The sequence below is a fragment of the Winogradskyella thalassocola genome (assembly GCF_900099995.1).
GTDB lineage: Bacteria > Bacteroidota > Bacteroidia > Flavobacteriales > Flavobacteriaceae > Winogradskyella > Winogradskyella thalassocola.
Genome location: NZ_FNCZ01000001.1, coordinates 949,475 through 972,101, shown reverse-complemented (window position 1 = coordinate 972,101; position 22,627 = coordinate 949,475). Strand labels below are relative to the sequence as shown.

The following is a 22,627-nucleotide window of genomic DNA, read 5'->3' as shown; positions in this document are numbered from 1 at the left end:
ATATCTTTGCCGCGTTCTCAATAAAGGGGTGCCTAATATCGGCTGAGATCATACCCATTGAACCTAGAACAGGTAATGCTGTTTAGGAAACGAGCGTAAGAAAATGTCCAGTGGACATTTTTAGCGAGTGCGATAAGGTTATCAATTATTGTTTTTTCACTTCTGAATTTTGATTTGTTATAATTTAATTATACACGAACAATTTCAAAAAGAAAAAAAGCAATATTTAACTATCGTATAAGCATTATGCTCACAATAATTAATTATTAACCAAGAATAATGACCTCTTTTTATTCGATTATAATACTATAGTCGTATGAAAATTTTATTCAACAATCTCTCAAAAAAAAGTAGGCAGAGATTAACACTTTCAATTGCATTTTTAGGTATTTGTTCAGCTTATGGACAAGAAAAACAACAAGATTCAACCAAAGTTGAAAAACTAGACGAAGTTCTAGTAAGAGCCGTAAGAGTCGATGCTAAATCGCCAATTACACATTCTAATGTTACCAAAGAAGCTTTAGCTAAACGAAATTTAGGGCAAGACATTCCGATGTTATTGAACTTCTTACCTTCGGTAGTAACAACTACAGATGCGGGTGCAGGAATTGGTTACACTGGCATTAGAGTTCGTGGTGTAAGCTCACAATCTACCAATATTACTATAAACGGTATTCCGTATAATGATGCGGAATCTTTAGGAACGTTTTGGGTTAATTTAGGAGATTTTGCGTCTTCTACAGAAAGTCTTCAATTACAACGTGGCGTGGGGACCTCTACCAATGGGTCTGGTGCTTTTGGAGCTAGTATTAATGTCCTTACCGATGCAATTTCAAAAGATGCTTCAGGCGAAATTTCTAATTCATTTGGAAGTTATAACACTAGAAAACATACCGTAAAATTCAGTACGGGTCTTATGAATGACCATATTGAAATCGCCGGTCGTTTATCTAATATTGTTTCAGATGGTTATATCGATCGTGCTTCGGCCGATTTAAAATCCTATTTTTTACAAGGGTCTTATGTCGATGACAACACCTTAATTAAAGCCATAACTTTTGGTGGTAAGGAAGTCACATATCAGGCTTGGAATGGATTAGAAGATTTAGATAAACTAGAAGACGACCGTACGTATAATACTGCAGGTGAATACACGGATAATAATGGTGATCCTCAATTTTATGATAATGAAGTCGATAATTACAGTCAAGATCATTACCAACTACATTGGAATCAGCGTTACGACAACCAATGGTCAACCACATTAGGCTTAAACTATACTAAAGGTCAAGGGTATTTTGAACAATACAAAGAAGACGAAGGATTTGACGATTATGGTTTAGACCCATTAGACTTCAATGGTGACATAATTAATGAAACCGATTTAATTAGAAGACGTTGGTTAGATAATAATTTTTATGTTATCAATGCTAACGCTAGCTATAAAGACGATAATCTTAATTTAATTTTTGGAAGTTCTTTTAGTCATTATGATGGTGATCATTTTGGTGAAGTAATTTGGGCAGAATACGCCAGTCAAACTGAAATTAGAGACCGTTATTATGATGGAAATAGTATAAAAAACGATTTATCTATGTTCACTAAAGCCAATTACAGACTCAACGAAAAAATAAGTTTATACGGAGATTTACAAGTTAGAAATGTTACTTATAAAACGACTGGTACAACGTCTGATCTTGTAGAATTTGCAATAGATAAAGATTTTACGTTTTTTAACCCAAAGGCAGGAATTACCTATTCATTAAATACTGGTAATGATCTATACTTTTCGTATGCTAGAGCCAACAGAGAGCCAAACCGAACGGATTTTGAAAGCAATGAAAACATAGAATCAGAACAATTAGATGATTTTGAATTAGGTTGGAGACATCAAAAGGGAAACTTTTCATTTAATGCCAACGCATATTACATGAGCTACAATGAGCAATTAGTGTTATCTGGAAGATTGGATGACGTAGGAAATCCAATTAGAACCAATAGTGGAAAAAGTTACCGTTTAGGTTTAGAACTAGAGGCTATAATTCCGGTAACATTGAAGTTGACCTTACAGCCTAATTTAACGCTAAGTACTAATAAAAATAAAGAAACGATTATTTCTTTTGATGATGAATTACAGAACTTAGGTAAAACGGATATTTCATTTTCCCCAGATTTAGTCGCTGCCAATGCCATCGTTTTTCAACCTATTGAGAATCTGCAAATGTCGTTGTTAAGTAAATTTGTTGGCGAACAATTTATGAGTAACACAGAAGCTAAATCCTCTAAATTAGACAGCTATTTTATTAATGATTTTAATATTAATTATACTTTAAAAACAGATTCTATATTTGACGCTATTGTATTTTCAGGTTTAGTAAATAATATTTTCAATGTAAAATATGTATCTAATGGCTATTATTACACGTATGATGATAGTTGGTCTAATCCAGGAAGTATTGCAACTGTTGAAGGAGCTGGTTTTTACCCACAGGCCACTACTAACTTTTTAGTAGGTGTTACCTTGAAGTTCTAATTACTGACAAAATAACTATTATTGCCGGTAGGCTCAACTCTGTATGGTTTTAACGTACAGGGTTGAGCATTATCGCCTAGTGCTGTCCCCGTAATTAAACTATACTCATTACCATCTTCACAACCACAAACGGCATTTAAACCTACAATTGTTAATTTAGAACAAGAAGAAGCTGTATGGTTAGGGTCTGCACCATCCCAAGCTAAAATTGAATTTGCATTAGTTCTTACAAGGATAATTCCGTTATTACCATAACCGTCTACTCTAACAGCATTTACTGGGAACAAAAGTTGATTATACTGAGGAAGATTAAGATTCACGGTGAGATTAACTCCAACATCTAGCAAGTAGTTACAATTATAAATAGATTCGTTTTTGCTACATCCAAAAACAACAATACAACTTAGTATTAAAAAGAATTTCTTCACAGGTTTAATTTTTTTTTTAATAGTTTGAAATTTAGATAATTGAAAAACAAAATCGTCTAAAGCCACGACAACACTCACTTTCTTGTTTAGCCTTCAAATTATTAACATTTTTTCTAAATTTTAACTTCAAAATTTGATGCGCAATTTACTATTAATTCAACAATACCGTAAATATTTTATATATTTGCATAGTAATCTCGTCAGCGCGAGGTTTTTTTTATGCTAACATTATAATTACAAAATAACAAACTTCTAAGAAGCACAAAATATCTAAAGTTATTTTTGAGCCTGTCTGATTTTCAGACAGGCTCAAAAATGATAAAGAATCTGCTTATTAGAATGCGTTATATTAAAACGATTAAATTATGAGTAAAGTATCTTATTACACAGCTGAAGGTTTAAAAAAGTTAAGAGAAGAGTTAAACCATCTTAAAGATGTGGAACGACCTAAGGCATCACAAGCGATTGGAGAAGCTAGAGACAAAGGCGATTTAAGTGAAAATGCAGAATATGATGCTGCGAAAGAAGCACAAGGTATGCTAGAAATGAAAATTTCTAAAATGGAAGAAATTTTATCTGGTGCAAGAGTTATTGATGAGTCGCAATTAGATTTGACTAAAGTTTTAGCTTTATCAAAGGTTAAAATTAAGAACCAAATTAATGGCATGGAAATGACGTACACTTTGGTAGCTGAAAGCGAAGCCGATTTAGCTACAGGTAAAATCTCAGTAAACTCTCCAATTGGAAAAGGTTTATTAGGGAAATCTGTAGGAGATACTGCTGAAATACAAGTGCCAAGTGGTATCATGAAATTTGATATTCTAGAAATTTCTAGATAATGTATTCCTGCTTTCGCAGGAATCTCATAGATTATTGATAAAAAGATTCCTATTTAAAAGGAATCTTTTTATATTTATGTAAATATCAATTACAGTTATCCGTTAGTTTGAATACCGCTGAAACCTTTTTCATTTCGTTGTTAAAGCCCTTTCAATTGCGCTCAAGGTGACATTTATAAATCATAACAACAGACTAATAATTTATGGCAACACTCTTCACAAAAATAATTTCGGGTGAAATAACATCATATAAAGTAGCCGAAACTGAAGATTTCTTTGCGTTTTTAGATATTAACCCAAACTCTAAAGGCCATACACTTTGTATTCCTAAAAAAGAGGTTAATAAAATTTTTGATTTAGACGAATCGACTTATGTAGAGTTGATGAAATTTTCGCGTCGTGTTGCGATTGCCTTAGAAAAAGCGGTACCATGTGAACGTATTGGTATGTCTGTAATTGGGCTAGAAGTGCCACATGTACATGTACATTTAATTCCGTTACACACTATGGATGATGCGCGCTTCACAAACAAGCAAAAAGTAACACCTGAAGAGTTTGAAGCATTAGCAGAAAAAATAGGGTCGTATTTATAGTTATATTATTTTTAATGCAAATAGTAGTATTGCTATTAATACAACAACACTAAAAATAATTAAACCCCAAGCAATTGATTTTAGTTTGGTAGACTTAGGTTTGATTTTAAGTCCTCTATTGTGATAATCCACGACACGTTCGATATCATCGGTCCAACGAATTGGAAAAATCTGCACGTCACAGTTTAAACATAGCAACTGGCATGCAGTTTCGTCAGTTATTGCCTTATAAAGCTTAGTCTCAATTAATTTTTGCTTAAACGTAAGTTCCAAACTATCGTTAGAATAGCATTCTGGACAGTTATTACCTATCCTAGCTTCTTTTAAAGTAAAAAATCTCGAAGAATTCATCTTCAAATTTAAACTAAAATTTTAATAATTCAATTTTAAAGTTTTTTTCAGAAGTGTCAAGATTATAAAACGTGCTGGGTCTCAGCCAAAATAAACTAAATCTGTTTCAACATAATCTGTATGGTTGTTCCTTTTCTAATTTCAGAATTCAATACTTTTATTTTACCATTGTGGTAGTCTTCTACAATTCGTTTAGCTAAAGACAATCCAAGTCCCCAGCCTCGCTTTTTAGTGGTATAACCAGGTTCAAATATTTTAGTAAATGACGATTTCGGGATCCCTTTTCCTGTATCAGATATATTAATGAATACTTTGTTTTCAAGTTGTGTTAATTCTAGTTTTAAATCCCCTTTACCTTTCATGGCATCAATGGCATTTTTTACTAAATTTTCAATCGTCCAACTAAAGAGTTGTTCATTTAAGTTCACTGTAATTTCTCTTTCAGGAAGTACAATTTCAAAATTAATTAACTTAGATGATCTCGATTTTAAATACTCATAAGAAGATTTGGTTACCTCAACGATATCCATTTGTTTTAGCGTGGGTGCAGATCCAATTTTACTAAAACGTTCCGTTATCGTTTGAAGCCTGTCAATGTCTTTTTCTATCTCTATAATATATTCTGGGTTTACATTTTCGGTCTTTAAAATTTCTGCCCAACCCACAAGCGACGATAAAGGAGTACCTATTTGATGTGCTGTTTCCTTTGCCATTCCTGTCCATAGTTTATTTTGTTCTGCAATTTTTGAACTACGATAAAAGAAATAGACAACCGCTGCAAAGAGCAAAATAATCAGTAATAAAGCTAACGGATAGTATTTTAATCTGTTTAATAAAGGCGAATTACCATAATAAATAAATTGTTTGGACTTGGTACCCATATTCACTTCAATTGGAGTGTTTTCACTTTTAAATTGAACAACAAGATTTTTTACTACAAGAGAATCTGATAATAAAGATTCATCAATATTTCTAGAAGTACTGAGTTCCCCATCATTATCAATAACAATAACTGGAGTACTAATTATTGTTTCCGTAATTACATGACTGGTCACTTCGTTGACCTCATCATTAGACTTTATAGTTCCAATATCTGTTAAAGCCACAGACCACGTTTTCATTTTAGAACGCTCTTCGGCTTTAAAATCTTGAAAAAAGGTATAGGTATTCCAAAGAATAAGAGAAATAATTATAAAAGATGAAGCTATAATAATCCAACGGATTACATTACGGTTGAAGCTAAAAGTCATTAGTTAGGTTTAAATCATTTTTAAATATAATGTAAAATTGTTGATATTATTGTTCTTAGTTATCTACAAAATACTTTTGTCTCCAACTCAATATAATTATATTTGTTCAAAATCAGCAAACTACATGGCTTCATTTGACCCTCAAGACCTTACAACTAGTATTTTACATGGCTTTTTATTAAGTGCTGTTGCACCAAGACCCATCGCTTTTGCTAGTACTGTTGACGCGGAGGGTAATCCAAATTTATCACCATTTAGCTTTTTTAACGTGTTTAGCGCTAATCCTCCGATTTTGGTTTTTTCGCCTGCGAGACGTGTTAGAGATAATACCACAAAACATACATTACACAATGTAGAAGCAACCAAAGAAGTGGTTATTAACGTGGTTAATTACGACATGGTACACCAAGCGTCTTTAGCAAGTACAGAATATCCTGAAGGCACTAATGAATTTGAAAAAGCAGGGTTATCCATGCTACCATCAGATATAGTAAAACCCTTTAGAGTTGCAGAATCTCCTATTCAATTAGAATGTAAAGTAAACGATATTATTTCGTTAGGTTCTGAAGGAGGTGCAGGAAATTTAGTCATCTGTGAAGTTGTAAAACTTCATATTGCGGAAGAGGTTTTAAACGCTGACCAAACCATAAATCAAGAGGCCTTAGATTTAGTTGCAAGAGCTGGAGGTAGTTATTACAGTAGAGCAAAAAAAGGATTTTTTGAAATCCCTAAACCTCTAGCATCCATAGGCATCGGAGTCGACAATATGCCAAATAATGTAAAAAACAGCATGATTTTAACAGGCAATAACATTGGAATGTTAGCGAATGTTGATGCCTTGCCAAATACAGAAGATGTTAATAAGTTTATTGACGACATCAGTGAGCGTTATCCGGACATAAAAACGGCATCTCACAGAGAAAAACACAAGTTGGCTCAAAATTATTTGAGCTATGGAGACGTAGAAAGTGCTTGGAAGTTATTACTTTCGTAGTCTGAAAATATTTAAGTATTATAATAAATTATAGATTAAGCAAAAATGGAAGTACAAGGACGTATTAAAATGGTAGGTGAGACTCAAACTTTTGGTAGTAACGGGTTTAGAAAAAGAGAAGTTGTAGTGACTACAGAAGAGCAATACCCACAACATATTATGGTGGAGTTTGTTCAAGATAAATGTGATTTACTAAACAGCTACAAAGAAGGTCAGCAAGTTAAAATTAATATTAACTTAAGAGGGAGAGAGTGGGTGAATCCACAAGGTGAAACTAAATACTTTAACTCTATTCAAGGTTGGAGAATTGAAGGTGTACAAGCGTCTGCAAGTGGAGATATGCCTCCAGTACCACCAACTGAAGCATTTGAACCAGTTAGTGATTTAAACGAAGGTGACAACGACGATTTACCGTTCTAATTAGGTAGATTAAATACATATAAAAAGACTTGTTTTAAATTTAAAACAGGTCTTTTTCTGTTTATCATCTTAACTTAAATTAAAAAAGTCCTGATGGTTAATCAGGACTTAGTACTTTGATTTTAGGTTTGACCTTTACAAACAAACTTATATAAAAGCAATGATGAACAAAATTTACGATGTAAAGGTCTACTCAAATATCTACAAAAATCTTTTAGCATCAAAGCTAAAGTCTTAATTTTAAATGTATAAACAGCATATCCGTTTTAATTTATGCACTTTTTAACCTATAAAATTGAATTTCCAGATCCATCTGAAGCATCCGCAGATGGACTTCTCGCTATTGGTGGTGATTTATCTCCTGCACGTTTAATACATGCCTATGCTGAAGGTATATTTCCATGGTTTCAAGATGAGGAACCTATACTTTGGTGGTCTCCAGATCCACGGTTTGTTTTGTTTCCTGAAGATCTAAAAGTCTCTAAAAGTATGAGACAGGTGCTTAAAAAAGAGAAATTTAAAGTTACCATAAACAAAGCGTTTAAAGCTGTGGTAGAGAATTGCGCCCAAGCAAAACGTAATGACCAAGATGGCACTTGGATTACGGATAACATGGTAGATGCTTACTATAAATTACATCAGCTCGGTTATGCTAAATCTATAGAGGTCTGGGAAAATGATGAACTTGTTGGTGGTTTGTATGGTATTGAAGTTAGCGAGTCTGTTTTCTGTGGTGAAAGCATGTTTGCTAAAGTGAGTAATGCTAGCAAAGTGGGTTTTATAACCTTTATTCAAAATTCTAATTACAAATTAATTGACTGTCAGTTACACACCAAGCATCTCGAAAGTTTAGGTGCTAAAAACATATCACGAAAAGAATTCCTTAATTACATTAAACCTCATGATATCTAAAACAAGAGACTTCATGGTCATTTACCATACCTGTAGCTTGCATCTGTGCATAAATCACAGTAGAACCTACAAACTTAAATCCACGCTTCTTTAAATCTTTACTTATGGTATCGCTCAATGGCGTATTTGCTGGAGCGTCTTTATAGATTTTCACCTTGTTTTTTATCGGTGTTCCATCTACAAAATTCCATATGTATTTAGAAAATGACCCAAATTCTTCCTGAATTTTCATAAAAGCCTGCGCATTAGTAATTGTGGCATTTACTTTAAGTTTATTTCTAATGATTCCAGCATCTTGTAATAAGTCTTCAATTTTAGAAGCATCATAGTTTACAATTTTCTTATAATCGAAATTATCGAAAGCCTTTCTAAAATTTTCACGCTTCTTTAAAACGGTGATCCAACTCAAGCCCGCTTGAAATGTTTCTAAAATTAAAAATTCAAATAACCTAGCATCGTCATAGACAGGAACTCCCCATTCTTCATCATGATAGGCTTCATATAAGGGATCACCAACACACCAACCACATCTGTTTTTATTCATATTGTAAGGAGTTTTATTTTGCAAGAATTAAACTATATGTTTTCTGTTTTAGCGAAAATTAGGAATTTTAAAATTAAATAAAAGCTTTTTTCTAGTTGAATAGCATCGCTACGCGACTCTAAAAAGACAAAATTTAAATTTAAAAGAACAATTTTTTAGCAAATGGAAAGGGTCTAAATTAGTTCTCGACTAATGTAACAACAGTTGCATAAAAAATGGCAATAGATTATTATTTTTGTACTTATGATTACAGACACACTTACACTACAAGATATTATTTCAGCAAGTTTACAAAACAGTATGACTTATGCTGAATACAGAGAATTAGTTATAAAATTAGTTGAAGAAAAATCAACTACGGGTACTGATAAATCGGAAGATTTAGTGAATTACACACAACTTAATGATAGTAGAATGCGACGTTGGGATAAAACTGCAAAAGTTTCGGATGCCATGAATATTAAAATTGCAAATTTTGATAAGAAAATAACTTGGCTCGTTATTTCTGAAAGTTGGTGTGGAGATGCTGCGCATATTATGCCCATAATTAATAAAGTGGCTGAACTCAATGGTAATATTGATTATAGAGTGGTGCTCAGAGATGAAAACGAAGCACTTATGGATCAGTTTTTAACTAATGGCGGGAAATCGATTCCTAAGTTAATTATGTTAGATTCTGAAACAAATGCTGTTTTAGATACCTTTGGTCCTCGGCCTACAGTTGCGACAAACATGGTGCAAACTTATAAAGTTGAACACGGGATGTTAACTCCAGAATTTAAAGAAGATTTACAACGTTGGTATAATAAAGATAAAGGCCAATCTACTATCGAAGATTTGGTTAGCTTATTAAAATAAGTAATGAATTCATTAGGTGGCTGAGCGTAGTCGAAGCCACTATTCTATTTTCCTTTAAACAAGAACGTAATCGTACCTAATTGCTCTTTCTTGTCTGAGGCATCAAACTGAACGGTTTCAGCATAAGCAATCGCATGGTTTATTAAGCACTGATTATCTGAATTAGAAGCCCCATTAATATAAGCATCAATAACATCACCTGCATCATTAACTCTAATACTCACTACTATTTTTCCACCACTTTCGCATAAGTATCGTGGTATTTTATAATAGGTCAATGTTCTACCTTTTAAAGAATAGGTTAGTGTGCTTTTTGTTTTAGCGTGTTCGTCTGCTTGTTTTTTGTTGTTAAGGCGCTGTTTTAACTCTTCCTGAAGTTTTTTATACGATTCTGTGTCTTCAGAATTTAAAGCGTAAGTATTACTACCTGCATACGATTTAGTTACACTGGTCTCTTCTTGCACGTCTTCACTTGCCTTAGCCTCTTCCATGGCCTTTGTGGTACGTTCAAAATCATTTGCGCTAACCGTTTTAAAGTTACGCATCATTTCTTTAAACTCTTGGTCTTCGTTAAACGCTTTGTTTGTAGATTTTCCGTTTATAGCTTCTATATCCTGAACGTCTTCTTTTTTCATTTCAGGTTCTGGCTCCATGAGATAATAGCTTTCAGAAATTAAATCTTGATGACGTTTTAACTGAATGCTAAACATACCAAAGACTACAATTCCTGCTAGAAGAAATGTAATGATTGCGGCTTTATGTTGATCAACAAAATTCAGTATGAAATAGTTTTAGTCTATTAATAGATACGAATATAATGAAGAAATAGTTTAGGCACCAACCTTAAACCCTTGTTAAATCACTCTTTAGAAGGTAAATTAGCTATAAAATCTTCTGGTGTAAGCGCATCATCAACTTTAAAATCACCTATACGCGTACGTCGTAATGATGATAAATGTGCTCCAGAATTTAAAGCTTTTCCGAAGTCGTTCGCTAAGGATCTAATATAAGTCCCCTTGCTACATACCACTCTAAAGTGCAATTCTAAACCACCTGTGCTGAGCGCAGTCGAAGTATTAATTTGAGTGATTTCAAATTCGGTAATTTCTACTTGTCTCGATTTTATTTCGACCTCCTCACCTGCTCTCGCAAATTCGTATAATCGTTTTCCATCTTTCTTAATCGCAGAAAAAACCGGAGGGAATTGACTTATTTGACCTATAAATTGTGGAACTGCATTCTGTATTAATTCTTCTGTAATATGATCCGTCGGAAAAGTTTCATTGACTTCTGTTTCCAAATCAAACGAAGGTGTTGTTCCGCCTAAAACAAACGTCCCAGTATATTCTTTTTCTTGACCTTGAAAAATGTTGATTTGCTTGGTCATTTTACCTGTACAAATCACCAATAAACCTGTCGCTAAGGGATCTAAAGTCCCTGCATGACCTACTTTAATTTTCTTAATATCGAAAGCATGTCTAATTTCCCAACGCAATTTATTAACCGCCTGAAAAGAGGTCCATGTTAATGGTTTGTCTATGAGTAAGACTTGTCCGCTTATATAATCTTCTTTAGTTTTCATTTATACGAGAGACCAAATTATAGCAATAACACCAACAACTACACAATAGATAGCAAAATACGATAACTTACTTTTTTTCACTAAAGCAATCATCCACGTACAAGCAAATAAACCGGCAACAAAGGCGGCTATAAAACCGACGCTTAAAGCTGTTATATTAGAACTGTCATAGGTTAATTCACCTCCTAAAAGGTCTTTTGCAATCTTACCAAATATTAAAGGCACCACCATTAAAAATGAAAAACGTGCGGCTTTGGTTTTATCGTTTCCTAATAATACTGACGTCGAGATTGTTGCACCAGAACGCGAAATTCCTGGCAACATAGCAATAGCTTGAGAAACACCAATTATAAAGGCGTTAGAAAATGTCACCTTTTTCTGTGTGTCTTTAGCTTTGTCTGCCAAGAAAAGTAAAATGGCTGTAACGATAAGCATACAACCGACAAGTAAAATATTTCCGTTAAATAATTGTTCTAATTCTTCTTCAAAAAAGACACCAACAATAACGGCTGGCAACATGGATAAAGCGATTTTTGAAATAAATTGAAGGTCTTCATTCCATTCAAATTTTAAAACACCTTTTATAATTTGAAGAATATCTTTTCTGAAAATAACCATTGTACTTAATGCTGTAGCAAAATGAAGTACAACTGTAAATAACAAGCTTTCTTTTGGTACAGAATTATCACCAAGAATGGCTTTTCCTATTTCTAAGTGACCACTTGAGGATACCGGTAAAAACTCAGTAAGACCCTGAATAATTCCTAAAATAATTGCATCTAAAATTTCCATGTGACAAAAGTATCAATTAAGTGGAGATACGCGGCAAAAATAAGTAAAATGAGTGTTATTTTTCAAACTTTAAACGTTGAGTTCCTAATAATTAAATTACTTCTTATTTCTATGGTTTTATTAATGAATATCTCATTAGGATGATTAATTTCTTCTATTAAATATTTAACTGCTGTAGCTCCTATTTTTTGACCTGGTTGATCTATCGTGGTTAACATAGGTTCTATTATTGTAGAGTTTATAGAATTGCTAAACCCTACAACAGCAACTTCCTCTGGGATTTTTACATGCAATTTTTTTAATGTTTTAATTACACCAATAGCAGCGCTATCTGTTATGGCAAAAATAGCGTCAGGTTTTTGTTTTAGACTCATTAAAACATTCGTCATTCGTTTTCCCTGAATCATTGAAATATCGTCAACACTCAATATAATTTTTTCATCAATTGGTAAATTGTTTTCTTTTAAGGCTCTTAAGTAACCTTCAAATCGTTTTTCTGAATTATAAGAAAATTCAGATTCCTTAATTATGGCTATTCTCCTTTTTCCAATATTTATGAGATGCTCAATGGCATTATAAGTAGCTTCTTCTTCGTTGATGACAACTTGAGTACAAGGAATTTTGTTTGAAGCTTTATCAAATAAAATCAAAGGAAGTGTATTCATTATTTTCAAAATTGAACTAATATCTCTCGTCATCTTTGATAACGACATTAAAACACCATCCACACCAAATTGAATCATGGTATTAAGCATTTCTGTTTGTTTATCTACATCATTATTCGATTCTGAAATTATTACACGATAACCTTGAAGTGATGCTTCCTCTAATATTCCTCTTATTAATGTGGTTGTAAAATAGTGCGTAATGTTAGGTACAACAACACCAATAATATTTGTTTTATGTGTTCTAAAACCTTTTGCAAAAATATTAGGAATATAATTCAAATCCGCAGCTAATGCTTTTACTCTTTCTTTTGTGACTTCACTTATATCTTGATGATCATTTAGTGCTCTTGATACTGTTGAAATAGATATTCCCAGCTTCTCAGCAATCTCTTTTAAGGTTGGAATTTTATTTTTCATCATTTTATAGCTTACGCAAACGTTACCGCAAACGTTTGCGTGGTAATTTCGTAATATTTATGATACAAACTTAACGATTTGACAATAAATTTACCAAAACAATAATAAAACTATAAATAAATGAAAAGATCTCTACTCGCATTCGTACTTTTTATAAGTGCGTTTACTGCTTTTTCGCAAACAGAGATTCGCGGAAAAGTTACGGATGCATCTGGTATGCCGATTATGGGTACCAATGTAATTATTAAAGGAAGCACTTCTGGTGCAACAACTGATTTTGATGGAAATTTTAGTTTTACTACTGATTTATCAGGAGAACAAATTATTCAGATTTCTTATTTAGGATTTGAAACTTACCAACAAACAATTAATTGTGATGGTACAGCACTAACTGTAAATGCCATTTTATCTGAAGGAGGTAACTCTTTAGATACTGTTCTTTTAACAGCAACATCTACAACAAGATCACAAAAAGAAACACCAATGTCTATTACATCTATTGGTTCCAAAAAATTATCAACGGTAAATACCAGTAGTCAGGCAGATGTCCTTAGAAGTATTCCTGGCATTACTGCTGAAGGTGGTGGTGGTGAGGTTGCCTCAAATATTTTTGTAAGAGGTTTACCTTCTGGTGGACAGTATCAATTTAATCCTTTACAAATTGATGGTATGCCAGTACTTAGTACTTTTGGTTTAAATTCTTCTGCACATGATGTGTATTTTAGGAATGATATAGGAATGAAAAGTTTAGAATTTGTAAGAGGTGGATCTTCTATTCTTTATGGTGTTGGTTCTGTGGCAGGAATAATTAATTACACAAGTGCTACAGGAAGTAGTAAAAGTAAAACAACATTACGTACTGAAGTTGCTTCAAATTCAAGATACAAGGCTGATTTTGCTACAAGCGGTCCTCTAGGAGGTGAAGATTCTAATACCTTCTACGCATTATCTGGTTTTTATAGATATGATGAAGGCCCTATAAAAACAGGTTTAGCGACAGAAGGTTTCCAATTAAGAGGTAACATTAAACACGTTACTGACAAAGGATCAATTACCTTATCAGGACAATGGATTGATGATGCAGTACAATTCTTTTTACCTTACCCTTTAGAAGGAGGTTCAAGAAAACGTCCTACAGGAAATGATGGCGAAGAAATATTTACGCTACAAACTGCTGCAGCATCTGATATTTCTTATGCAACACCAGATGGTATTTATAATTCACCAATAGAAGATGGAGTTGCCACTAGAGGTGGATATTTTTTAACAGATATCAAACATCGTTTTTCAGATGATTTAAGATTAGACGCTAAATTAAGATATTCGAAATATGAACATCAATTCAACCTTTTTCTTGATGGAAGTGGTGTTTCAGGAGCAAAAGCTGTAGAAACACAACAAGAATACTTAGATGCTAGAGGTTTAACTTCTGGTGATTTCACCTATCTCAACGGACAGCCCTTAGCTTCAAATGCTTTATTATTTGAAAATAGAATTTTAGATCGTAATAGACCTTTACAAGAGTTAATGGCAGATATCAAGTTTACTAAAACTGCAGGAAATCATAACATAACTTTCGGAACTTTTATGTCTAGATCTGAAGGCGGTGATTTTAATGTCATTACTAATTATTTAGGGGAGTATAATGATAGACCTGAATTAATAAACGTATCAGGCTACACCATAAATGGTGTCACTAATAGAGGTACAGCTTATACAAATAGAAATATTTCTAGTAATAAAATCGCTTTTTTTGTGGCAGATGAAGTAAAACTTGATCGTTGGAATTTTGACTACGGTATTAGATATGAAAGAGCTTCAGGAGATATTGAAGTTGAAGGTACTCAATCTTATAACGTAGATAATACTGGTATTGCAAATTTAGATAACGCAACTTGGGGTAACGGAAGTTTTACAAGAGGACATGTGTCGGCTGATGATTTTGCTCTTGTTGTTGCAGGTTTATATAAAGTGAATGATGATTTAAGTGCTTATGGAAACTTCTCAAGAGGCTACTTCTTCCCAGAACTAAGATCAACAAAGTTTGATGCATTAGGTAATCCTTCTTCATATGATACTGAAAAAATTATACAAGGAGAATTAGGTCTTAAATATTCTAAAAATAAATTTTCCGGAACAGCTGCGCTTTATGCTGTTAGTTTAAAAGATAGACGTTCTATTAGTTTTGTAAACGCACCAGGAGGTGGATTTACAGAAGAAGTTGATATTCAAGATACGAGCACTTACGGACTTGAAGGTACTTGGAATTGGATTTTTGCTGAGAACTTTAACTTTGGCGGATCATTAACTTATCAAGGCCATGAAATAACAAAATCTGAAGCTAACACTGATTTAGAAGGAAACGAATTAAGAAGACAACCTAACATACTATCAACTTTGGCTGTTGATTACAACGACTCAAAATTTGATGCAGGTTTAGTTTATAATTATACAGGTAAAAAGTTTGCGAATGATGCGAATAGCATAGAATTAGATGCTATCGGTTTAGCAAATTTAAACCTTGGATATACACTTGCTTTAAGTGAAGATGGAGAAACACTTCGCTTAGGAGCACAAGTGTTTAACCTTTTCAATTCCGAAGGAGTTACAGAAGGATCACCACGATTAGGAAACAACCAAACAGATGAAGAATATTTTGTTGGAAGACCAGTGTTACCAACAAGAGTGTTTTTCAATGCTACATTTAATTTTTAAGTTTGATTAATTGAGTTTGATCGCATTGGCATTGTTAGATTGTGTCAATGCTTTCTTTTTCATTTTACAATTCTACTATGACAAATAACAATTTAATACAAAAGGCTGAAACAGTCCTTAACAACAATTTTAAAGAAGATAAAGGTTTTACAATTCCTTGTGAAGGTTTGTATCCTTTTCAATGGAACTGGGATTCTGGGTTTATCGCTATAGGATTTGCACACTATGATGCAACTAAAGCCAAACGCGAAATTGAAGCATTATTGAGTGCGCAATGGGAAAATGGTTTTATACCACACATCGTTTTTCATAATGACAGTGATACGTATTTTCCTGGCCCAGATTTTCACCAGTCTAAGTTACATCCTTTGGCTTCAAAAACGCATAGAACTACAGGAATGACACAACCTCCTGTTTTAGGGTTTGTTCTAAAAGAACTTTATGATATCATCGAAGATAAAGTTGATATCTTGAATTTTATAAAACGTAATATTGACAAGGTTTATAATAACCACGAACATTTTTATACGTATAGAGATCCTAATAAAGAAGGCTTAGTTTATATTTATCACAATTGGGAATCTGGCACAGATAATTCTCCTATTTGGGATGATATTTGGGCTACTATGGATCCGCCAAAATATAAATTTGAACGAAGAGATACTACTCATGTTGATGCTGCACAAAGACCAACGAATAGGGAATATGATTACTATTTACACCTCATAGAAATTGCAAAAGAACACAATTACGATGATGCTAAAATTGCTGAATTATCTCCATTTTTAGTCCAAGATCCGCTTTTTAATGCTATGCTAATAAAATCTAATGCAGCATTAATTGAACTTTATGGGTTAATTGGTAATTCTGACGATAAAATAAAAACTTTAAAGCAATGGCAAACCAAAGCTATTAAACGATTTAACGAAAAACTATTTAATGAAAAGCTAGGCGCTTATGTACATTACGATCTTAGAAACGAAAAGCAGATAGAATATTTATCATCGTCATCCTTTGCCCCAATATTTGCAGATATTCCTAATGAGGAAAGAGTTGAGACTATTGTAAAAACAATGATGAAAAAATTTGGTACTGAAGACAGATACTTATGTGCGTCCTTCGATCCTGAAAGTGACCGATTTAACCCTAAAAAATATTGGAGAGGTCCTGTTTGGATTAATTTAAACTGGCTACTTTATAGAGGTTTAAAAGCTTATGGTTTTTATGATCTTTCCAATCGCGTAAAGAAAGATTCTATTGAGTTAATAGAAAAGTACGGATTTTACGAATATTTTGATTCAAGAAAAGAAGTAAAAGAAAATGCAGGTTATGGAGGTAATAACTTTTCATGGAGTGCGGCTTTACTAATCGATTTTCTGAAGTCTTAAAATTCATAAGATCGTATAAAATCTGATTTTCTGAAAATTATACCATAACGAACAACAAGGCTAAACTATTATAATTACATAAAAAATCAGGGTAAAGCTTTCTAATAAATATGTTCCCAAATATTAATGGTACTGAAAGAACTGTTGTCATTCTAATTTATTTTTTAAGACTAGAATAAGTAAAGACAGAAATAAACCTTAAACAAACTAATAAAGACTGAAATTCTAAGATTATGAATTGGCTAGACTATAGTATTGTAATATTTTACATCATTTTCTTTTTAGGAATGGGGTTTTTCTTTAAGGATAACAAAGACTCAAAAGATTATTTTTTGGGAGGCAAAAATATGGGTTGGTTCCCATTAAGTCTATCTACAATGGCAACCCAATTATCGGCAATTAGTTTTATTTCGGCCCCAGCCTTTGTTGGTTTAAAAATAGGTGGTGGCATGAAATGGCTAACTTTCGAGTTTGCAGTTCCGTTGGCCATGATTTTTATAATGATTGTTATAATACCTCCATTATTTAGGTCTGGAGTAGTGAGTATTTATGAGTTTGTAGAGAAACGTTTTAGTACATCAACACGATTAATTTTAAGTATTGTATTTCAAATTAGTCGCGCATTAGGTACAGGCGTTATGGTATATACCATCGCCATTATTTTACAAGCTGTTTTAAATATAGATTTTGTTTACACCATTTTAATAATAAGTGTTATTACTATTATTTATTCTTGGCAAGGTGGTATGAAGGCTGTTGTATGGGGAGATGCCATACAGATGATTATATTATTCGCTGGCTTAATTATTTGCTTGTATTTTGGTTGGAGTCTTTTGCAAGAACACGGAGGTTTAGAAGCTGGTTTTGATCCTGAACGCCTAAAAGTAATAGACTATAATTTAGGAATAGGAGAAGGAAATGAATATGGGATATTGCCAATGATTATTGGTGGTTTTTTTCTTTACGCTTCTTATTATGGTTGTGACCAAACACAAGCACAACGTTTGCTCTCTGCAAAAAACGAAAAAACCATTAGAACCCTTTTAATGGCAAATGGTCTTTTAAGATTCCCCGTGGTTTTAATCTATTGTATTATGGGATTAGTCATTGGTGGATTAATTACAGTAGCACCCGATTTCCTTGAAGACATAGCGATGACTACTCAAAAATATTTCCCGGATGAATATGCAACGCATGGTGTTAAGGCAGATTTAATGGTGCCTGTTTTTATCATGAAATTTTTACCACATGGTTTAATAGGTATATTAATGGTCGGCATTTTATCAGCAGCCATGTCCTCTTTGAGTTCTACAGTTAATTCATTATCTGCAGTAACTGTTGAAGATTTTTTTAATCGTGGTAAAGTAAAGTTGAGTAATAAAAAGTACATGCTTATTTCTAAAGGCTCTGTTGTGTTTTGGGGAGTGGTTTGTATTGCAGCTGCCTTTCTTTTTGGGGGTAGTAAAAGTGCTGTTATAGAAATTATTAATGCGATTGGTTCTGTCTTTTACGGACCAGTTTTAGTGACTTTCTTTTTAGCATTCTTTTCAAAAAAAGTAAATCATATTGGGATGAATGCTGCAATCATTTCTGCAGTGCTTGTTAACTTGGTTTTTTCAAAAACCATACAAGAGTTATTTCATATCGATTTAGGTTTTAATATTTTTTGGATCTGGCTTAATTTCACAGGAGTCATAATAGCCTTAGTCGTGGCTTACGTTGTCAGTGCTTTAACTAGAAAAACAGCAATAAAGAGTATTTCCAATTTTAATGTAACAATTAGGAAAGAGGATTTTATGATAAAAGAAGTTTATATACTTGTAGCCTTTTTCATTTTTATTATAATATTCAGTTATTTTCTTCCATCCATTTTAAGTTAAAGCAAATGAAGATAGTACTAGCACCAGATAAATTCAAAAATTCCTTAACAGGGATGGAGTTTTGTAATGTAGTTGAAGCAACTATAAAAGCCATAACACCCCATGTTGAAATTATGAAGTCACCTTTAGCAGATGGTGGCGATGGCACCATTGAAGTCGTCAACTATTATTTGAAAGGAGAGGTTATTCAGGTCAAAGTTATGAACCCTACATTCAACTCTGTTATAGCCTCTTTTTTATATTCAGAATCTTCTAAAATTGCTTTTATTGAAATGGCTGAAGCTTCTGGAATGAAACTTTTAAAGCCTTCAGATCAAAATTGTATGCACACCACAACCTATGGTACTGGGCAATTAATTCTTAATGCTATTGACCAAGGTGCGCAACATATTATTTTAGGTATTGGAGGAAGTGCTACAAACGATTGTGGTATTGGTATGGCAAATGCCTTAGGATATCGCTTCTTAGACAAAAACAATAATGATATCAAACCAATTGGTTGTGAACTTATTAATATTTGTGAAATCGATGATTCTCTAGTAGATAAAAGATTGAAATTTATTAAATTTCAAATCGCTTGCGATGTTACAAATCCACTTTACGGACCTAATGGTGCTGCACATGTTTATGCCAAACAAAAAGGGGCGACAGAATCAGACATCAGTGATTTAGATTCTGGTTTACAAAGTTTCTCCAAAATTTTAGATAAACATTTTAATATTAAAATTCAAAACATAGCAGGTGCTGGTGCTGCTGGAGGAATGGGTGCTGGTGCCGTCGCTTTTCTATACGGAGAACTTCTACCTGGAATTGACCTAATAAAACAGATAGCCAATTTTGATACTAAAATTAAAAATGCAGATTGGATTATTACAGGCGAAGGTAAATTAGATAACCAAACCTTATCCGGAAAAACCTTAAGTGGTGTTTTAACTTCAGCAAATAACAATAAAATAAAAGTGGCTGCTTTTTGCGGAAGTATTGATTTAATACCTGACGAACTAAATCAAATGGGAATTGTTTATAGAGATTCTATCATTTACAAAGCTATTAATTTAGATGATGCATTAGAAAATACAACGTTCTATTTAAAGCAAATCACCGAAGAGTTTATTGATTTTATAAGTAAATAAAATTATTTCTTATTCGGGTTTAAGAGAATAGCATAAACCTGAATCCCAAAGCCTATTAACACAAGGGTTGGAGCTAATCTAATACGTCTCCAGCTGTAAATAGATTCATCAAAAACATTAGGATCGTCACTACCACCTCCAGACATTAATATAAAACCAACAACAATAAATGCTAAACCTATAAATAAAAATTTATAGTTTTTCTTTCCGAAGATAAATTCGGATTTTGATTCGTCTTTTCGTTTTTGTACTCCCATTAGTCCTTAAATTCTGAATAGATTATGTGGTCTTCAATAGCTAGCTGTGCTATATGTTTTGACGGCCCATAAATCATTTTTGGTAGGTGCAAAGTAACGGTTTTATTTAAAACTTTTGCGTTAAGAGAATCTAAATTTAAACCAGATTCTATTCCCCTATTGATATAGTACGTGTCTCCGTTGTGGTCTTTAAACTGAATATCATAAGTAGGACCAGCTCTAAGATCAATGATTTTTGCGCTTACAACCTTACAGTCTGCAGATTTTGGATTATAAATAACCAAAGAATTAAACAAAAAAACCAAAAGAATAACAACCGCTACGGTTATTATAGACTTTCTAACTGACTTATTCATACCTAATAGTTTGAATAGCTAACGCATACAAATTGAATTTATTTCCCTAAGAAACAACGGTTAATAATACAACTGATCCGTTTTCAAGTTTAAGAAACGTTGGGTGGCGATAAACGTACTAATCCAAGTAATTAAAATCCCTAAAAGAAAAATACCAACAAACAGACCAATAATCAATGTCGTATTTTTTAGTAATTCTAGTTCTGGGAACGTTAAATCTAAATAATATAATACAACGGCCATTCCTGCCAAAGCGATTAATGCACCAATGATTCCCAATTGCACGCTTTTCCATACAAATGGTCTGCGAATAAAACGTTTTGTTGCTCCAACCATTTGCATGGTTTTTATAATAAAACGCTTAGAATACACCGCTAAACGAATAGAACTATTAATTAATAACACCGCAATTAACGTAAATAAGCCACTAATAATTAACACCCAAAACGTAATTTTTTTAACATTATCATTCATCAGTTCCACCAAATCATTATCGTATCTAATCTCTTCGATAAATGCTTTGTTAGATAAACTTTCTGTAATTTCTGTAAGTTGTTCTGTCGTTACAAAATCGGCTTTTAAATGCACGTCAATAGAATTCTTTAAAGGGTTGTAACCCACAAAGTCCATAAAGTCTTCTCCAGTTTCGGCTTTCATAAATTCAGCAGCTTCTTCCTTTGAGACGTAAACCGCATCTTTTGTATAATCTGCCATCGCTAAACTCTTTTTTAGCTGATTGACTTCAACTTCTTTTGCTGTATCGTTCAAATAAATAGTCATCACCACTTGCTCTTTAAAGTGATCTGCAACTTTTTTAGAATTGATAACTAAAAGACCTAAACTGCCTAAAAGAAACAAAACCAAAGCGATACTTATCACTACAGAGACGTAAGACGATATAAGTTTACGTTTTTGATATTTGTCAAAAGATGATGCCATGAATACACGCGGATTTATGCTGTAAAAATAATAAAGAATTTGCTTATGTTAACTATTACAACGGCTAACTTTTAATAGTGTTGTAAACGGTTTAAAAAGATATCACTCTAAAGCCATCTGTAAGCTCAATCGTTCTTATTTTACGTTGGCACAATAATTGTCTAGTCTTAGACTTATCAATTTAACCTTTAAATCAATTATTATGAAAAAAATTTACATCGTTGTTGTACTTGCAACTTTAGGTTTAATGCAAAAAACGAATGCCCAAGACGTACAGTTTGGAGCTAAAGCAGGACTTAATATCTCTAATTTTTCAGGAGGAGATGCAGATAGAAATAGCCTCATCGGATTTCATGTTGGGTTTATTTCCGAAATTCCATTGAGTGAAAAATTCTCACTTCAACCCGAACTTTTATATTCTAGACAAGGCTCTGAAGCACAAGATGTCGTTAAAGTAAAAGTCGATTATTTAGCCATTCCAATTATGGCTAAATATTATTTAGCAAAAGATTTTAGCTTAGAAGTTGGTCCACAATTTTCATTTCTAGTAAACGATAAAGGCGAATATATTGATAGCGATCTTCCTGATGAAGATACAGATGCTTCTAGTATTGATATTGGAGCTAATGTAGGCTTGGGATACAACCTTAACTCTAATATGTTTGTCCAAGCGCGTTATAATTTTGGTATTTCAACAGTAGCAGAAAACCCAGATATTAAAAATAGCGTCGTTCAAGTCTCTTTAGGCTATAAATTCTAAGCTATTAGACCCCAAATT

Annotated in this window: 23 protein-coding genes; 12 read left to right on the top strand and 11 right to left on the bottom strand. The window is 33.0% G+C overall.

Annotated features, from left to right (window positions below):
- The first annotated feature begins 316 nt into the window (after window positions 1-316).
- Window positions 317-2,533, top strand: coding sequence for a TonB-dependent receptor (locus BLT80_RS04090; protein WP_092466300.1), 2,217 nt, complete (start codon window positions 317-319; stop codon window positions 2,531-2,533).
- Here BLT80_RS04090 and BLT80_RS04085 read toward each other — a convergent pair.
- Window positions 2,530-2,961, bottom strand: a complete 432-nt coding sequence (locus tag BLT80_RS04085; RefSeq protein ID WP_139181009.1) for a hypothetical protein — start codon at window positions 2,959-2,961, stop codon at window positions 2,530-2,532. The two genes, BLT80_RS04090 and BLT80_RS04085, sit on opposite strands and share 4 nt — an antisense overlap.
- 365 nt (window positions 2,962-3,326) lie before the next feature.
- Here BLT80_RS04085 and greA point away from each other — a divergent pair, with 365 nt between their 5' ends.
- Both greA and BLT80_RS04075 read left to right on the top strand, forming a co-directional pair.
- Window positions 3,327-3,800, top strand: a complete 474-nt coding sequence (gene greA / locus BLT80_RS04080) for a transcription elongation factor GreA (RefSeq protein WP_092466298.1) — start codon at window positions 3,327-3,329, stop codon at window positions 3,798-3,800.
- Window positions 3,801-4,003: 203 nt separating this feature from the next.
- Window positions 4,004-4,393: an HIT family protein gene (locus BLT80_RS04075; RefSeq protein WP_092466297.1), complete on the top strand. Its 390-nt coding sequence runs from the start codon at window positions 4,004-4,006 to the stop codon at window positions 4,391-4,393.
- Here the strand turns inward: BLT80_RS04075 and BLT80_RS04070 are convergent, their stop codons facing one another.
- Window positions 4,394-4,744: a hypothetical protein gene (locus BLT80_RS04070; protein WP_092466296.1), complete on the bottom strand. Its 351-nt coding sequence runs from the start codon at window positions 4,742-4,744 to the stop codon at window positions 4,394-4,396.
- A gap of 95 nt (window positions 4,745-4,839) precedes the next feature.
- A complete protein-coding gene (locus tag BLT80_RS04065; protein ID WP_092466295.1) occupies window positions 4,840-5,994 on the bottom strand; it encodes a sensor histidine kinase in 1,155 nt (384 codons plus the stop codon).
- Between the two features lie 124 nt (window positions 5,995-6,118).
- Here BLT80_RS04065 and BLT80_RS04060 point away from each other — a divergent pair, with 124 nt between their 5' ends.
- The 3 genes from BLT80_RS04060 to aat all read left to right on the top strand — a co-directional run bounded on the left by BLT80_RS04060 (window position 6,119) and on the right by aat (window position 8,320).
- On the top strand, window positions 6,119-6,988 hold the full coding sequence (locus tag BLT80_RS04060; protein ID WP_092466294.1) for a flavin reductase family protein: 870 nt from the start codon (window positions 6,119-6,121) through the stop codon (window positions 6,986-6,988).
- A 45-nt stretch (window positions 6,989-7,033) separates the two neighbouring features.
- Window positions 7,034-7,408 carry a DUF3127 domain-containing protein gene (locus tag BLT80_RS04055; RefSeq protein ID WP_092466293.1) on the top strand — a complete coding sequence of 125 codons (375 nt, stop codon included), beginning with the start codon at window positions 7,034-7,036 and terminating at the stop codon, window positions 7,406-7,408.
- 273 nt (window positions 7,409-7,681) lie between these two features.
- On the top strand, window positions 7,682-8,320 hold the full coding sequence (gene aat, locus BLT80_RS04050) for a leucyl/phenylalanyl-tRNA--protein transferase (RefSeq protein WP_092466292.1): 639 nt from the start codon (window positions 7,682-7,684) through the stop codon (window positions 8,318-8,320).
- Here the strand turns inward: aat and BLT80_RS04045 are convergent.
- Window positions 8,301-8,864 carry a DNA-3-methyladenine glycosylase I gene (locus tag BLT80_RS04045; protein ID WP_092466291.1) on the bottom strand — a complete coding sequence of 188 codons (564 nt, stop codon included), beginning with the start codon at window positions 8,862-8,864 and terminating at the stop codon, window positions 8,301-8,303. The two genes, aat and BLT80_RS04045, sit on opposite strands and share 20 nt — an antisense overlap.
- Window positions 8,865-9,107: 243 nt before the next feature.
- Here BLT80_RS04045 and BLT80_RS04040 point away from each other — a divergent pair, with 243 nt between their 5' ends.
- Window positions 9,108-9,722, top strand: coding sequence for a thioredoxin family protein (locus tag BLT80_RS04040; RefSeq protein ID WP_092466290.1), 615 nt, complete (start codon window positions 9,108-9,110; stop codon window positions 9,720-9,722).
- Window positions 9,723-9,766: 44 nt separating this feature from the next.
- Here the strand turns inward: BLT80_RS04040 and BLT80_RS04035 are convergent, their stop codons facing one another.
- The 4 genes from BLT80_RS04035 to BLT80_RS04020 all read right to left on the bottom strand — a co-directional run bounded on the left by BLT80_RS04035 (window position 9,767) and on the right by BLT80_RS04020 (window position 13,184).
- Window positions 9,767-10,432, bottom strand: coding sequence for a hypothetical protein (locus BLT80_RS04035; RefSeq protein WP_092466289.1), 666 nt, complete (start codon window positions 10,430-10,432; stop codon window positions 9,767-9,769).
- Window positions 10,433-10,581: 149 nt separating this feature from the next.
- Window positions 10,582-11,304, bottom strand: a complete 723-nt coding sequence (gene truB, locus BLT80_RS04030; protein WP_092466288.1) for a tRNA pseudouridine(55) synthase TruB — start codon at window positions 11,302-11,304, stop codon at window positions 10,582-10,584.
- The gene (locus BLT80_RS04025) at window positions 11,305-12,096 is read right to left on the bottom strand and encodes an undecaprenyl-diphosphate phosphatase (RefSeq protein ID WP_092466287.1); all 792 of its coding nucleotides are present in this window, start codon (window positions 12,094-12,096) and stop codon (window positions 11,305-11,307) included. It lies immediately after the preceding gene.
- A gap of 62 nt (window positions 12,097-12,158) precedes the next feature.
- The gene (locus BLT80_RS04020) at window positions 12,159-13,184 is read right to left on the bottom strand and encodes a LacI family DNA-binding transcriptional regulator (RefSeq protein WP_317041761.1); all 1,026 of its coding nucleotides are present in this window, start codon (window positions 13,182-13,184) and stop codon (window positions 12,159-12,161) included.
- A 117-nt stretch (window positions 13,185-13,301) separates the two neighbouring features.
- Here BLT80_RS04020 and BLT80_RS04015 point away from each other — a divergent pair, with 117 nt between their 5' ends.
- From BLT80_RS04015 to BLT80_RS04000, 4 genes are all read left to right on the top strand, one after another.
- Entirely contained in the window at window positions 13,302-15,896 is a 2,595-nt protein-coding gene (locus tag BLT80_RS04015) for a TonB-dependent receptor (RefSeq protein WP_092466285.1), read from the top strand.
- Window positions 15,897-15,943: 47 nt separating this feature from the next.
- Window positions 15,944-17,284, top strand: coding sequence for an MGH1-like glycoside hydrolase domain-containing protein (locus tag BLT80_RS04010; protein ID WP_394331383.1), 1,341 nt, complete (start codon window positions 15,944-15,946; stop codon window positions 17,282-17,284).
- A gap of 233 nt (window positions 17,285-17,517) precedes the next feature.
- A complete protein-coding gene (locus BLT80_RS04005; RefSeq protein ID WP_092466283.1) occupies window positions 17,518-19,164 on the top strand; it encodes a sodium:solute symporter family transporter in 1,647 nt (548 codons plus the stop codon).
- 5 nt (window positions 19,165-19,169) lie between these two features.
- Window positions 19,170-20,297: a glycerate kinase gene (locus tag BLT80_RS04000; RefSeq protein WP_092466282.1), complete on the top strand. Its 1,128-nt coding sequence runs from the start codon at window positions 19,170-19,172 to the stop codon at window positions 20,295-20,297.
- Window positions 20,298-20,299: 2 nt separating this feature from the next.
- Here BLT80_RS04000 and BLT80_RS03995 read toward each other — a convergent pair whose 3' ends face one another.
- The 3 genes from BLT80_RS03995 to BLT80_RS03985 are packed head-to-tail and all read right to left on the bottom strand — an operon-like array spanning window position 20,300 to window position 21,849.
- Window positions 20,300-20,554, bottom strand: a complete 255-nt coding sequence (locus BLT80_RS03995; protein ID WP_092466281.1) for a DUF3098 domain-containing protein — start codon at window positions 20,552-20,554, stop codon at window positions 20,300-20,302.
- A complete protein-coding gene (locus BLT80_RS03990; protein ID WP_092466280.1) occupies window positions 20,554-20,910 on the bottom strand; it encodes a hypothetical protein in 357 nt (118 codons plus the stop codon). The genes BLT80_RS03995 and BLT80_RS03990 overlap by 1 nt, the downstream gene beginning before the upstream one ends.
- 60 nt (window positions 20,911-20,970) lie before the next feature.
- On the bottom strand, window positions 20,971-21,849 hold the full coding sequence (locus tag BLT80_RS03985; RefSeq protein ID WP_092466279.1) for a cell division protein FtsX: 879 nt from the start codon (window positions 21,847-21,849) through the stop codon (window positions 20,971-20,973).
- A 202-nt stretch (window positions 21,850-22,051) separates the two neighbouring features.
- On the opposite strand from BLT80_RS03985, the gene BLT80_RS03980 reads away from it, so the two are divergent.
- The gene (locus BLT80_RS03980) at window positions 22,052-22,609 is read left to right on the top strand and encodes a porin family protein (protein ID WP_092466278.1); all 558 of its coding nucleotides are present in this window, start codon (window positions 22,052-22,054) and stop codon (window positions 22,607-22,609) included.
- Window positions 22,610-22,627: the final 18 nt, after the last annotated feature.

Excerpts from the sequence above, each read along its gene's own strand:
- BLT80_RS04090 (WP_092466300.1), top strand. The coding sequence starts at position 317 with ATGAAAATTTTATTCAACAATCTCTCAAAAAAAAGTAGGCAGAGATTA.
- greA (WP_092466298.1), top strand. The coding sequence starts at position 3,327 with ATGAGTAAAGTATCTTATTACACAGCTGAAGGTTTAAAAAAGTTAAGA.
- BLT80_RS04075 (WP_092466297.1), top strand. The coding sequence starts at position 4,004 with ATGGCAACACTCTTCACAAAAATAATTTCGGGTGAAATAACATCATAT.
- BLT80_RS04070 (WP_092466296.1), bottom strand. The coding sequence starts at position 4,744 with ATGAATTCTTCGAGATTTTTTACTTTAAAAGAAGCTAGGATAGGTAAT.
- BLT80_RS04065 (WP_092466295.1), bottom strand. The coding sequence starts at position 5,994 with ATGACTTTTAGCTTCAACCGTAATGTAATCCGTTGGATTATTATAGCT.
- BLT80_RS04060 (WP_092466294.1), top strand. The coding sequence starts at position 6,119 with ATGGCTTCATTTGACCCTCAAGACCTTACAACTAGTATTTTACATGGC.
- BLT80_RS04055 (WP_092466293.1), top strand. The coding sequence starts at position 7,034 with ATGGAAGTACAAGGACGTATTAAAATGGTAGGTGAGACTCAAACTTTT.
- aat (WP_092466292.1), top strand. The coding sequence starts at position 7,682 with ATGCACTTTTTAACCTATAAAATTGAATTTCCAGATCCATCTGAAGCA.
- BLT80_RS04045 (WP_092466291.1), bottom strand. The coding sequence starts at position 8,864 with ATGAATAAAAACAGATGTGGTTGGTGTGTTGGTGATCCCTTATATGAA.
- BLT80_RS04040 (WP_092466290.1), top strand. The coding sequence starts at position 9,108 with ATGATTACAGACACACTTACACTACAAGATATTATTTCAGCAAGTTTA.
- BLT80_RS04035 (WP_092466289.1), bottom strand. The coding sequence starts at position 10,432 with ATGTTTAGCATTCAGTTAAAACGTCATCAAGATTTAATTTCTGAAAGC.
- truB (WP_092466288.1), bottom strand. The coding sequence starts at position 11,304 with ATGAAAACTAAAGAAGATTATATAAGCGGACAAGTCTTACTCATAGAC.
- BLT80_RS04025 (WP_092466287.1), bottom strand. The coding sequence starts at position 12,096 with ATGGAAATTTTAGATGCAATTATTTTAGGAATTATTCAGGGTCTTACT.
- BLT80_RS04020 (WP_317041761.1), bottom strand. The coding sequence starts at position 13,184 with ATGATGAAAAATAAAATTCCAACCTTAAAAGAGATTGCTGAGAAGCTG.
- BLT80_RS04015 (WP_092466285.1), top strand. The coding sequence starts at position 13,302 with ATGAAAAGATCTCTACTCGCATTCGTACTTTTTATAAGTGCGTTTACT.
- BLT80_RS04010 (WP_394331383.1), top strand. The coding sequence starts at position 15,944 with ATGCTTTCTTTTTCATTTTACAATTCTACTATGACAAATAACAATTTA.
- BLT80_RS04005 (WP_092466283.1), top strand. The coding sequence starts at position 17,518 with ATGAATTGGCTAGACTATAGTATTGTAATATTTTACATCATTTTCTTT.
- BLT80_RS04000 (WP_092466282.1), top strand. The coding sequence starts at position 19,170 with ATGAAGATAGTACTAGCACCAGATAAATTCAAAAATTCCTTAACAGGG.
- BLT80_RS03995 (WP_092466281.1), bottom strand. The coding sequence starts at position 20,554 with ATGGGAGTACAAAAACGAAAAGACGAATCAAAATCCGAATTTATCTTC.
- BLT80_RS03990 (WP_092466280.1), bottom strand. The coding sequence starts at position 20,910 with ATGAATAAGTCAGTTAGAAAGTCTATAATAACCGTAGCGGTTGTTATT.
- BLT80_RS03985 (WP_092466279.1), bottom strand. The coding sequence starts at position 21,849 with ATGGCATCATCTTTTGACAAATATCAAAAACGTAAACTTATATCGTCT.
- BLT80_RS03980 (WP_092466278.1), top strand. The coding sequence starts at position 22,052 with ATGAAAAAAATTTACATCGTTGTTGTACTTGCAACTTTAGGTTTAATG.